Origin of the sequence: Xenococcus sp. PCC 7305, assembly GCF_000332055.1 — a bacterium.
In the GTDB taxonomy this organism is placed as follows: domain Bacteria; phylum Cyanobacteriota; class Cyanobacteriia; order Cyanobacteriales; family Xenococcaceae; genus Xenococcus.
Window position 1 is genome coordinate 1 of sequence record NZ_ALVZ01000059.1, and the last position, 11,269, is coordinate 11,269.

An 11,269-nucleotide genomic window follows, 5' to 3' on the forward strand; every position below is an offset into this window, starting at 1 on the left:
CAATATCTTCGCCAAAAAAAGAACAGAGAAAGAACCCCTAGTCAAGAGGTTTTGAGCAGGAGGGAGATAATGCTAACTAGTTTCGGATGTTATTTAGGTGTAATATCAGGAACTCTAACAGAGTGAATTGCCCCAAGGTTAGCAACCTGGTTCAAGATGCGAGAAAATAAAATGGACTCCGGTTTTTGCGGAAGTAATTTAATCACTTCATCGACATATTTGAAAGCGCGATATAATGCCTTGAGATCGAGGAAACTAAACTGCGGACAGTGACGAGATTGAAACTCTCTTCTGAGCCGACGGGAGAAATTGACCATAAAGAAAGAAAGATTCACCGCATTAGTCACAGCAGTTTGGGAGATATTCATAAAATCCTCTAAGCCCCAAAATTGCTTGGCATCACGAAAATTAAATTCAATTTGAAATCTTAAGGAGTAGAGCTCGATGAGCTGATTGTAGGGAAGTTCTAAATCACTAGAGAATAAGAGGACATGGCCTTGTTGTTGAGTTTTGATATTGGTTTTGAGAATAATTACCACATTAAGGGGCTGAGAGAACTCTTTATGGAGTAGGTGAACTTGATAGATATCTGTGCGCCAGTCTTCTTCAGTGGTGCGATGGCAGAGAAATTTTTGAGATATCTGATGTGGATTAAGTTTATCGCCATATTTACGTCGGGAATCAGTGCCAAGAGGCGGCAAGAATAAAGCACTGTCATAACGCAACTTGCTCACTAGATGTAAGCCCATCTGACGAGTCATTTGCATCGCAGCGTTGTGGCCAAACTTGCCATCGAGAAGCAAATATTCGGGACGAATGCCGCCTCCGATGGTAGTAAGCAAAGCCGAGAGCATGCCTCGGATCTGCAAAAGTTCGGGGGAAAGGTTTACCTGAGTTTTATCCTTGCTTTTAGACCCTTTAGGACGACCCCGCTTCTTTTTGGTCTGGTTTGAAGGTTCTTGGCAAGAAGCTTTCGCTGGTTTTATGGGTTTAATAACCTGTTCAATGCGTAAGGGGTAAGATTGTCTTTGCTCCAAACTCACCAGAGATAATGCAAAGAAGGCCAATCCTTTCACCGGACGCTGTGCCAAACCAGAAAAAAACCAATCCAATCCGTAGGTTTTTTGTCCCGATTTGGTGGTTACCACTTCATCCCCAGCAATTGCGTACTGTTGTTTGGGACAAAAGCAATGGGTGCGAAAGAACACCCACATTAACGTTGGCCAGTTCTGTGGGCTGGAGAAAAATCTTTGAATGGTTCGATAGCTTCCTCCTTTTCCTGCCCAGCGCGATATCCCCAGCATCGTTACTCGACCAGTCATAGCTAACATTGCTTGAATTATTATACTCAGATGCTTCAGGCTGGTGCTATTGAGATCAAATGTCAAGCAACTCAGGAGTGTTAAAATTTCTGGCATGGGCTTTGTTGGAACTTCGTTTCGGTAAAACCTAGTTTCCTATAAAAGCCCTCTTGACTTCACTCCCAAATTCCGTTTCTCATTTGGCGAAGGTATTGTAACTTGTAGAGTACCCTCTTGTTTCAACACTAGCCCTGACAAAACTAATTCTCTTTCTTCCGAACTATCAATTACAGCAATTGTAGCTTGATACAAAATTTGTCGATAGAGTTCTAGAAGAGTGATCGCTTGTTCGCTATATAATGCGATCGCGAATAGTTTTTAAATGCTCAGGCTCATCCTGGGATTCCCAATTCTCAATTACCTTGGTTCGTACCAAATTCTCAATCCATTCCTCTTCTTGGTTAAGGGGAATAGTAGCTGAGCTATTACGAATAAACTGACAGAGTTTTTGGCTCAAAAAAGGTTGACCATTTGTCCAACATAATAATTCATTGAGAACTGTTTGGGGATTACAAGGGAAATAAAACATTGACGGTGAAAATATTCCATTCGGCTCTAGTTTCATACTGTTGTTGACTAAAATTCAGACATTGATTAGGATGTATCGCTTGTGCTCCCAGTTCTTGATAGCTAGCGACAATTCGCGGCTCATAACCTTGGAACACTCCTGAATAACGTTCAATATTGAAGAGCGGGCCAAGCCAGATCATGGTGCCTACTGGTTTGACTAAAAGCCAGGGAATTTGCGATCTCGCTGAAGGCGAGGCACTTCGTGATCGCAATGATTCTTGATTGAACTGTTCTAAATCTGGGTTTAGATAATCATCGGTTAAAACCACAGTTAAATCCGGTTTTTCCGAGTCTAATTGATTGATTACTTGAATATTTAATGCTTGTAAACTAGCAACCATATCTTTTGGTTCTAGATCGGCAAAAGTCTGGACAGCTATTTTTGTGGTTTGTAATCTTTGAGCAGCTTGATGGGGATTAACTTTGAGATCATGGCACAAACTGATTAAATTTGCCGGTAGAGTATCATTTTGTTCGACGATGTAACCTGCTTTTGCCATTTGAAATAAAGCTGCTTGAACTTTGATACTGGCATCGAGAATTTGCTAGAAAAGAAAGGATTTGTCTGGATTTGACTCTGTGGGTAAAAGCTGAATTTGAATTGCCTCGATAATTTCATCGCTGCTGCGTTGTCCGTCGATTAAAGAAGCTACTAGATAGGAAAAGCGATCGCTTAGATATATATTTTCTCTCTCAGATAGGATAAAGACTTGGTCTGGTTTGATAGTTGTGACAGTATAACAAGGCTTAAAGCATGGTCTATCTAGCATGAGGCTGAGTATTATTTTTGACAGTAGCAATACTATTGTTGGCAGAGAAAGGGGACTAAGATCAAGTTTGGGTTAAACTCCTTATAATCAACAAACAATCTCATATATTCCTTAATATTTAAGATTGAATCGGAAACGCTCAAATATATTTAGGATATTTAGGATATTAATCAATGACTATTTCTAAAGAAGAAGCGAAACAACTTTTGGAACGAATAATTTTCGAGCAAATAGAGCCGTCAGACTGGGTGCAGGATATTTGGGATTTCAATCCCATTCATGGAGATAGTGCCGCGAGAATGCTGGAAATATTTCAGAGTCTGATTGAATGTAGTAGCCAAGAGCAACTAGAAAACTTCTTACAAGCTCTTTACAAAGATCAACTGGAACAGAATTTTTTGAATTGACAAAAAAACAAAGGACACCGCCCATGCCATGTCCTTATAAACTATCACGCCCTTTGTCTGCGTAGAGCTGTTTCATTTTTCCCTAATTCCCTATTCCCCTAAGTCTCTATTTTTCATGACTTGTCTATATTGAAACAACCCTGCTCTGCGGTGTGGGGGCGAAACCAATTAAATTCCTAAAACTTCAACTCTAACAGGAGCAACGCCACTATTAATCATATTGATACTACGAGCCGCACCCGCAGAAAGATCGATAATTCTTCCGCCAGAAAAAGGCCCTCTATCATTGATTCTCACCACAACAGAACGACCATTATTGACATTAGTTACTCGAACTTTAGTGCCAAAAGGTAAACTGCGATGAGCTGCCGTTAAGGCGTTAGAGTTAAAGACTTCTCCATTTGCTGTACGACGACCATGAAAACCGGGGCCGTACCAAGATGCTTGTCCACTATAGGTTGCTCTGTTGGCGACTTCTACTCCTGGCTGAAAATCAAAATTAAGGTTGAGTTTCTCACTGACTATCTTCTTAGGGGCGCTACTTTCAACTTGAGCTGCCGTTGCAATATTACCTAGTCCCAGAGAAATAAAACTTAGGCCGAGAAAGAATGCTGTGTTAAATGCTTTAATTTTTCTTAAATTCATAGACAAAAATAATTCACAAGTAATACAAGGCAGACAAAAAAAACCCGGCCTATATTACTTCAACTCCCCACAAAAATACTTTTGATTAACTTTACAATGTCACACTGTAACAAGGAATTGTAAAAATGCTGATAATAGTCTTAGTAACTTCAATCTGTCGTTGTGCCCCAAAACCCTAATGCCCTAAGCCCCCATTTTTCAGTCTTCAAACAAGAAGTCTTTAAACAAGAAGTATTGACCCTCGACTTATAAATTGTCAGTTTTAGACGGAAATCTGAGAAAATAGTTGTAATCTAGTGACCGACCTATGGAGATATTGTTGCCTCTTTCTGTTAGATATTAACTTTAAGTTGCTAAATGGCGGTCATTAACAGTTATTTTTGTTTAAGCACAATTACTTATGGATTACAAAGACGCTGGTGTCGATATTGAAGCAGGAAGAGATTTTGTCACTCAAATCCGTCAAGACGTGCAAAGTACTTTTCGCCCTGAGGTGTTGGGAGGATTAGGTGGTTTTGGCGGTTGTTTTGAGTTACCAACAGGTTATCAACAGCCAGTATTGGTTTCGGGGACAGATGGAGTGGGAACTAAGCTTAAAATTGCCCAGGTGCTCAATCGTCACGAGACTGTCGGGATTGATTTAGTTGCTATGTGTGTCAATGATATTTTGACCAGTGGAGCTGAGCCATTGTTTTTCTTAGACTATTTAGCTACAGGAAAACTTAAACCAGAACAATTAGCCCAGGTTGTCAAAGGTGTAGCGACAGGTTGTCGCCAAAGCGGTTGCGCTTTACTGGGAGGCGAAACCGCAGAGATGCCGGGATTTTACGAATTAGGAGAATATGATATTGCCGGTTTTTGTGTAGGAGTAGTCGAAAAAAGCAAGCTTTTGGATGGTTCCCAAGTTGAGTTAGGGGATGTTGCGATCGCATTAGCCAGCTCAGGAGTTCATAGTAACGGATTTAGTTTGGTTCGCAAAATTATAGATTCTCAAGATGTAGCTTGGGATAGTAAACCTGGAATTTTAGGTGGAATAAGTGTAGGGGAAGAGTTACTGAAACCAACTCAAATTTACGTCAAACCAATCTTAGAGCTTTTGGCCAGTGACATTGAGGTTCATGGCATGGCCCATATTACTGGTGGGGGTTTACCAGAAAATTTACCCCGCTGCTTAAGTCAAAATCAATCTATTGCCGTCAATTTGGATAGTTGGGAAATCCTACCCATATTCCGTTGGTTAGCCGATATCGGAAATATCAAGTCAGAAGCAATGCTAGAAACTTTCAATATGGGTATTGGTTTTGTGGTTTTGGTCAATCCAGAACAGGTTGATGTCACTAAAGAATGGTTTCATTCACAGAATATTGCTGCCTATGAGATTGGTCGAGTAGTTGGGGGCGATGGCAAGTTAGTAGTCGCATAGCAGTCTTGTGTGATTTTAAACATTCATGGTAACTAAAGAATCTAGATTATCAAAAATGGTTTCTACTTCCTGGGTTGGCAAGGGTTTCGCAAATAAATATCCTTGACCTTCATCACAGTCTAAAGCTTTGAGATAATCTTTTTGTTGAGTAGTTTCTATACCCTCAGCAACTATTGTCATGCCCAACTGTTTTGCTAGGGTGACAATGGCTTGAATAATTTCCAAATTTTCCCCATCCTTGCCAATACGACTGACAAAGGAACGGTCAATCTTTAAAGTATTGACCGGGAAACGATGGAGATAACTCAGGGAAGAATAGCCAGTACCGAAATCATCAATGCTTAATTGAATCTCTCTTTGTCTGAGTTTTTGAAACAACAGCGTTGCTGATTCTGCGTTATCGACAATGGCACTTTCTGTGATTTCTAGCTTTAAATTTTGACTGTCGAGTTGTGTTTCTTGGAGAATGCGATCAATTTGCTCAATAAAATCTGGTTGATAAAACTGTTTGACAGAAAGATTGACGCTAATTTTTAATTGTTGAATTGAATGCTTATGCTGCCAGATGCGGAACTGCTGACAAGCTGAGCGCATCACCCATAAACCGAGAGGAACAATCAATCCCGTTTCCTCGGCAACTGGAATAAATTCGACAGGAGAAACAAAACCCCGTTTGGGATGATTCCAACGGACCAAAGCTTCAAATCCAATCAAAGATCCTGTATCGAGGGCAATGATTGGTTGATAGTAAACTGCTAATTCCTCGCGCTTGAGAGCTAATCTTAAATCAGTCTCTAATTTTAACCTTTTAGAAGCGTTGCGGTGCATTTTGGGATTAAAAACCTGATGGCAAGCTTTTCCTCTTTTTTTGGCCTGATACATAGCCGTATCGGCATCTCGCAAAACATGCTCTGCTAGCTTATAATTTTCATTCCCCAGGACAATGCCAATACTAGCACTGATAAATAATTGATGACGATTAACTTCAAAGGGAAGTTGGAGTTGATTTTGAATTTTTTGGGCGACACGAGAAGCCTGATTGATATCAGACATTTCTGACAAAAGAACCATAAATTCGTCACCGCCAAAACGAGCCAAGGTATCAGAGGGTTTGAGGCAAATTTTGATGCGACGAGCTATTTCACTTAAAACTTGATCTCCTACAAAATGACCGAGAGAATCATTAATTAACTTAAAGCGATCGCAGTCAAGAAATAAGACAGCAAAGAAAGGAAGCCGATCTTGTGCCAATTGTTGAAGCAGGTTGTTCAAGCGCTGCATGAATAAAATCCGATTGGGCAAATCCGTAAGGGGATCATACATTGCCAAATACAAAAGTTTTTTTTGAGTTCTTTTGCGTTGGACAATTTCTTCTTTTAATTGTTGATTCGTTTTTTCCAGTTCGCTGGTACGTTCACGAACTCTTTGCTCTAATTCTAAATTTAGCTGGCAAACTTTCTGCTTCGCGGCCACGATCGCGAGTTGATTATTAATTCGAACTAAAACCTCCTCAATCTGAAAAGGTTTGCTGATATAGTCTGCTCCTCCTGCGGCGAAAGCCTGTTTTTTATCTAAAATACTGTCTAAAGCACTCAAAAAAATCACAGGAATCTCTCTCGTGTTTGCATTTTTTTTTAGCTGTTTACAGACTTCATAGCCATCTATTTCAGGCATTTTTATATCAAGTAAAATCAGATCTGCCCAACCAGATTGAGCAACCCCCAATGCAACTGAACCATTTATTGCACAACGAACATTAAATCCTTTTCTTTTCAACAAATCAGAAAGTAACTCCAAGTTTTGGAGAGTGTCATCAACAAGGAGAATTTTTGTTTGAGAAGGCTGAGTGTTCAGAGTGTTCAAGAGCTTAAACCAGAGATTTCGAGGGAAAAATTACTAATACCTATATACTATAGATATTATATGGATGTTAATAGATATTAATATTTTTCTGCAAAAAACATGTTTGCTTTCATAAGCGAACATGCTTTGACCTATGATAAACGTTTTTATGTAAAATATATTTAGCAAGGGGTCTTGCGTTGCAGTTGATGGGATAATATTGTCAAAATATTATTTTGATACTAATCCGAACTACAAAATCTATAACTATGAAAAAATATTTGCGGCTAAGGCCAAAAACTAGATCCTGGGGTAAAAACCCTTTGATGAGTCTAATAATTATGTTATTTGCTAGTTTTTGTTTAGCTAACCCAGCAATAGCAACTGGTCTTTATGAGTTGCCAAATAATCCTATGGCCAAAGATATTTGGGTTGTTGATCTAGCAAATGAAATTAGTTTAGCGACTCAGGGTTCCCTTAGCAGCGATTTTAAAGATTTAGCAAAAGCAACTGGTCAAGAAATTCGAATGGTGGCAATTCGCCGTTTAGATTATGGAGAAACCATTAATACTCTAGCCGACAAACTATTTGCTAATTGGTATCCCAGTGAGGAAGACAAAAGCAATCAAACCTTATTGGTGATGGACACTCTAACCAACACCGCAGCCTTGAGAACTGGAGATGCGGCAAGGATGCTTGTGAAGCCTGAAATTGCGGAGAGTTTGGTTGAAGAAACGGTAGGTTATGATCTCAGAAATGGCAATAAATATAATCAAGCTTTTCTTGATGCTAGCGATCGTTTGATGGCTGTACTTTCTGGAGAAGCAGATCCTGGTCCACCTGCTATAGAGAAAACGATTCAAGTAGCTAGCACTTTCTCTTCTGCCGAAGAAACTGATGATGGAATTGCTTTTACTTGGGTGATTGTTTTGCTGATTTTGGCTACTGTAATCCCGATGGTGACCTATTTCCTCTACGTTATGTAAAACTTATTTAGGTGTTAGGTTAAACCTAGCACCTTGGTTTTGCCCTGCTACTTTGTCCCGTGTTCTGGGCAAGGTGGGGCTTTTAGAGAACGGTCTAACCATCCCTGAGCTTGATTAAGATGAGTTAAAGCCGAATCAGGTTGTTCTTTGAGGAGAAAAACAAATGCTGATGCTAGTTGCTGAGCTGCTTGAGCTTTGCGATTGCCTTTGAGGCGATGCCAATCTTGATGGGAAATTGCTAGTCTTTCGGCTAAGGCTTGGGCTAGTTCTAAATTGGAGAGATTCTCCAAGGATGTTTTTTGAGATAGCTGGGTATTTTCTAACATGAGTTAATATCGTGGATATTTTGTGCCTATTTTTTTAATTCTAATAAATTTTAAAATGCCTAGTAACGAATCTATCTCTAACTCCAATAATCATTTAGAAAATCAGGAAAATTCTGCTGCGGCTAAAAGCGATCGCGAAATATCCCAGATCCTAACTGAAGTGGGACAGTCCCTCGAAGAACTTAGAACGCGCTATTTGCAGGTTGAACAGGATTGGCAAAGACATGCAGAACTAGTGAAGCATAAACAAGAGTTGGAACAAAAAAAAGCTAGTAACTTTGAAAGAGAACCGATCAAAACTGAATTGAAAGATATTGAACAACAAATTAGTGAATTAGAAATCAATTTAGAAAGTGTGCTACTGCCTGATTTATTTTGGCAGGCTGTGCGTTTTGGAGGGTTGGGAATTGCGATCGGTTGGCTATTAAAATCTATTGCCGGATAACACTGTCAAAAAGAGGCTTTAATGTTTAATATTTTATTATTTTTCAGGCAAAAGATTTGGCGAAGTCATGGCTTAAAAATATGGCTAGCTACCATTACTGGCACTTGCATTGTTTTGCTTAATGGTTGTCAAAGTGAAATTGTCAACATCACTAATATCAATAGTGCAACAGGCGAACAGATAATAGTTTTAGGCGATAGTATTACTGCTGGTTATGGTTTGCCAGCTCAACAAGCTTACCCCTTTCTTCTCAGTCAAAAAATAAATTTACCTATTGTTAACCGTGGTGTCAGTGGGGATACAACCGCGGACGCTCTAGCCAGATTATCAAGAGATGTTCTAACGGAAAAACCTTGGATGGTGATTATCGGTTTGGGCGGCAATGATTTTTTAAAGAAGGTACCCAAGACCTTAACAGAACAAAATTTGAGGGCAATCATATCTCAAATCCAAACGGAAAACGCGATTACGGTTCTTTTGGGGATGAACTTAGGTTTATTTACAGATGAATATAAAGACTTGTACCACAATGTCGCCGAGTCAACTGGTTCCTATTTAATTCCTCAAGTTCTCAAAGGAATTATTGATAATCCTCAACATCGACAACAAGATATTATCCATCCCAACGCGATCGGGCAGGAAATATTAGCCGAGAAAATTGCTAGAGCTTTGAAGCCTGTGCTGGAGGAGGCAACATTCCCAGCTGTTTTAAGCAAAAAATCAGGATGGAATGAATAGGAGTGACTAAATAGCGTTAATAGCGTTCATGCTCTAACTTCTGCCAAATAACGATGAATGAACATAATGGCGATCGAACCTTCGCCCACCCCAGAAGCCACTCTTTTCACCGATTGATGGCGCACATCTCCCGCAACAAAAATACCTGGGACATTAGTTTCTAACAAAAAAGGCTCGCGTTCTTTATGCCAACCAGGGCAGCGTTTACCATTCTGCTTTAAATCAGCACCTGTCATGATGTAACCTCGTTCATCTCGCATCACGACCCCATCTAGCCAATCAGTGGCAGGCTGGGCGCCGATAAAGATAAACAAAGATTTTGCATCAACAGTTTCTGTCGTTCCGGTGTCGTTATGCAATAAAGTAATATATTCTAAGTTACTTTCTCCTTTGGCCGCTACTACCTCAGTGTGCACCATTACTTCAATATTGGGAGTCGCGGCAATTTGCTCAATTAAATATTGGGACATACTTTTAGTTAAAGATTCTCCTCGCACTAACATTGTTACCTTGCTAGCGTATTGAGAAAAATACATAGCAGCTTGTCCTGCTGAATTTGCACCTCCAATCAAATATATTTGCTCATTTTTACAGGCGATCGCCTCTGTTTTGGCGGCCCCGTAGTAAATACCTTTTCCTGTAAGTTTTTCACAACCTGAAATATTTAATCTACGCCAAGATACCCCCGTCGCGAGCAACAAGGCATGACAAGTGATTTCACTACCATCAGCAAGGGTCACAATGCGATAGGAATTTTCGACCCTGACCCCGATCGCTTCTTGGGGAGTTAAAATCTCGACGCCAAATCTTTTGGCCTGAGTGACTCCTCTCCTGGCTAAATCTCCACCACTCAGCCCCACGGGAAACCCGAGATAGTTTTCAATCCGAGAGCTAGATCCGGCTTGTCCTCCCGGGGCTTGTTTTTCGATCATGACAGTGCTTAACCCTTCAGAAGCACCATATACAGCTGCTGCCAATCCTGCGGGACCACCACCGACAATTACTAGATCATAAAAAGGTTGTTCGGCCTGGGTTTGCAAGCCGATTTTTTCTGCCAACTCAAGGGTTGTGGGTTGTTGTAATTGGGCACCATCACCTAAGATAACCAAAGGTAATTGGGGTTTCTCTCCGTTATTTGCCGCATAATCGACTAATCTTTGAGCTTCGGCTTCCCGTTCAATATCCAACCATTGATAGGGAATTTGATTGCGGGCAAGGAAATCTTTAACATTATGGGAGCAAGGAGACCAGCGATCGCCAATAACTCTAATTCCTGCAAAGTCTGGACGATAAACCGATAACCAATCATCCAGTAAATCATCAAGTACCGGATATAGTTGTTCTTCAGGGGGGTCCCAAGGTTTGAGCAGATAGTAATCTAGTTTGGCCGAATTAATTGCTCGAATCGCAGCGTCAGTATCGGCATAGGCAGTTAGCAAGACCCGTTTGGCTTCAGGGAAGATGACGGTTGCTTGTTCAATAAATTCGACGCCATTCATCTCAGGCATTCTTTGGTCGCTAACCAAGAGGGCAACTGTTTCATTGCGGAGCTTCAGTTGTTCTAAAGTTTCAATTGCCGAGGCCCCAGAATTGGCGCGAATAATCCGAAAGCGATCGCCATACTGCTTTCTTAGATCACGCGCGATCGCTTGTAATACTTCTAAATCGTCATCTACAGTAACAATTGCAGGTTTAGACATTATCTAAGGGATGAGGGATTTCCTAAGGGATGAGGGATGAGGGATGAGGGATGAGG

The 11,269-nt window shown here is 40.5% G+C and carries 11 protein-coding genes and 2 pseudogenes; 5 read left to right on the forward strand and 8 right to left on the reverse strand.

The window, feature by feature from the left end; all coding sequences use genetic code 11:
* Positions 1-89 precede the first annotated feature (89 nt).
* The 4 genes and pseudogenes from XEN7305_RS01450 to XEN7305_RS01465 all read right to left on the reverse strand — a co-directional run bounded on the left by XEN7305_RS01450 (position 90) and on the right by XEN7305_RS01465 (position 2,701).
* Entirely contained in the window at positions 90-1,418 is a 1,329-nt protein-coding gene (locus XEN7305_RS01450) for an IS4 family transposase (protein WP_006507541.1), read from the reverse strand.
* A 39-nt stretch (positions 1,419-1,457) separates the two neighbouring features.
* Positions 1,458-1,872 (reverse strand): annotated as a pseudogene (locus XEN7305_RS30200) (hypothetical protein); the annotation flags it as partial.
* Complete coding sequence (locus XEN7305_RS01460) at positions 1,871-2,431, reverse strand: YcaO-like family protein (protein WP_006507543.1); 561 nt, start codon at positions 2,429-2,431, stop codon at positions 1,871-1,873. The gene XEN7305_RS01460 and the pseudogene XEN7305_RS30200, both read right to left, overlap by 2 nt.
* Positions 2,432-2,476: 45 nt before the next feature.
* Complete coding sequence (locus XEN7305_RS01465; RefSeq protein ID WP_006507544.1) at positions 2,477-2,701, reverse strand: hypothetical protein; 225 nt, start codon at positions 2,699-2,701, stop codon at positions 2,477-2,479.
* A 173-nt stretch (positions 2,702-2,874) separates the two neighbouring features.
* On the opposite strand from XEN7305_RS01465, the gene XEN7305_RS01470 reads away from it, so the two are divergent.
* Entirely contained in the window at positions 2,875-3,108 is a 234-nt protein-coding gene (locus XEN7305_RS01470; protein ID WP_006507545.1) for a hypothetical protein, read from the forward strand.
* Between the two features lie 168 nt (positions 3,109-3,276).
* Here XEN7305_RS01470 and XEN7305_RS30205 read toward each other — a convergent pair.
* Positions 3,277-3,558, reverse strand: a pseudogene (locus tag XEN7305_RS30205) (septal ring lytic transglycosylase RlpA family protein); the annotation flags it as partial.
* 595 nt (positions 3,559-4,153) lie between these two features.
* On the opposite strand from XEN7305_RS30205, the gene purM reads away from it, so the two are divergent.
* Positions 4,154-5,176, forward strand: coding sequence for a phosphoribosylformylglycinamidine cyclo-ligase (gene purM, locus XEN7305_RS01480; RefSeq protein WP_006507547.1), 1,023 nt, complete (start codon positions 4,154-4,156; stop codon positions 5,174-5,176).
* A gap of 15 nt (positions 5,177-5,191) precedes the next feature.
* Here the strand turns inward: purM and XEN7305_RS01485 are convergent, their stop codons facing one another.
* Positions 5,192-7,039, reverse strand: coding sequence for a GGDEF domain-containing response regulator (locus XEN7305_RS01485; protein ID WP_006507548.1), 1,848 nt, complete (start codon positions 7,037-7,039; stop codon positions 5,192-5,194).
* 248 nt (positions 7,040-7,287) lie between these two features.
* Here XEN7305_RS01485 and psb32 point away from each other — a divergent pair, with 248 nt between their 5' ends.
* On the forward strand, positions 7,288-8,004 hold the full coding sequence (gene psb32, locus XEN7305_RS01490; RefSeq protein WP_006507549.1) for a photosystem II repair protein Psb32: 717 nt from the start codon (positions 7,288-7,290) through the stop codon (positions 8,002-8,004).
* A 47-nt stretch (positions 8,005-8,051) separates the two neighbouring features.
* On the opposite strand, the gene XEN7305_RS01495 is transcribed toward psb32, so the two are convergent.
* The gene (locus XEN7305_RS01495; RefSeq protein WP_006507550.1) at positions 8,052-8,330 is read right to left on the reverse strand and encodes a DUF6439 family protein; all 279 of its coding nucleotides are present in this window, start codon (positions 8,328-8,330) and stop codon (positions 8,052-8,054) included.
* 55 nt (positions 8,331-8,385) lie between these two features.
* On the opposite strand from XEN7305_RS01495, the gene XEN7305_RS01500 reads away from it, so the two are divergent.
* Together XEN7305_RS01500 and XEN7305_RS01505 are read left to right on the forward strand one after the other, a co-directional pair.
* The gene (locus tag XEN7305_RS01500) at positions 8,386-8,775 is read left to right on the forward strand and encodes a hypothetical protein (RefSeq protein WP_006507551.1); all 390 of its coding nucleotides are present in this window, start codon (positions 8,386-8,388) and stop codon (positions 8,773-8,775) included.
* Between the two features lie 21 nt (positions 8,776-8,796).
* Positions 8,797-9,513, forward strand: coding sequence for an arylesterase (locus tag XEN7305_RS01505; RefSeq protein ID WP_006507552.1), 717 nt, complete (start codon positions 8,797-8,799; stop codon positions 9,511-9,513).
* Between the two features lie 26 nt (positions 9,514-9,539).
* Here XEN7305_RS01505 and XEN7305_RS01510 read toward each other — a convergent pair whose 3' ends face one another.
* Positions 9,540-11,213: an FAD-dependent oxidoreductase gene (locus XEN7305_RS01510; protein WP_006507553.1), complete on the reverse strand. Its 1,674-nt coding sequence runs from the start codon at positions 11,211-11,213 to the stop codon at positions 9,540-9,542.
* Between the last annotated feature and the right edge of the window lie 56 nt (positions 11,214-11,269).

What these genes read in the sequence shown, in the direction of transcription:
- XEN7305_RS01450 (WP_006507541.1), bottom strand. Translation starts at nt 1,418, where the DNA reads ATGCCAGAAATTTTAACACTCCTGAGTTGCTTGACATTTGATCTCAAT.
- XEN7305_RS01460 (WP_006507543.1), bottom strand. Translation starts at nt 2,431, where the DNA reads ATGGCAAAAGCAGGTTACATCGTCGAACAAAATGATACTCTACCGGCA.
- XEN7305_RS01465 (WP_006507544.1), bottom strand. Translation starts at nt 2,701, where the DNA reads ATGCTAGATAGACCATGCTTTAAGCCTTGTTATACTGTCACAACTATC.
- XEN7305_RS01470 (WP_006507545.1), top strand. Translation starts at nt 2,875, where the DNA reads ATGACTATTTCTAAAGAAGAAGCGAAACAACTTTTGGAACGAATAATT.
- purM (WP_006507547.1), top strand. Translation starts at nt 4,154, where the DNA reads ATGGATTACAAAGACGCTGGTGTCGATATTGAAGCAGGAAGAGATTTT.
- psb32 (WP_006507549.1), top strand. Translation starts at nt 7,288, where the DNA reads ATGAAAAAATATTTGCGGCTAAGGCCAAAAACTAGATCCTGGGGTAAA.
- XEN7305_RS01495 (WP_006507550.1), bottom strand. Translation starts at nt 8,330, where the DNA reads ATGTTAGAAAATACCCAGCTATCTCAAAAAACATCCTTGGAGAATCTC.
- XEN7305_RS01500 (WP_006507551.1), top strand. Translation starts at nt 8,386, where the DNA reads ATGCCTAGTAACGAATCTATCTCTAACTCCAATAATCATTTAGAAAAT.
- XEN7305_RS01505 (WP_006507552.1), top strand. Translation starts at nt 8,797, where the DNA reads ATGTTTAATATTTTATTATTTTTCAGGCAAAAGATTTGGCGAAGTCAT.
- XEN7305_RS01510 (WP_006507553.1), bottom strand. Translation starts at nt 11,213, where the DNA reads ATGTCTAAACCTGCAATTGTTACTGTAGATGACGATTTAGAAGTATTA.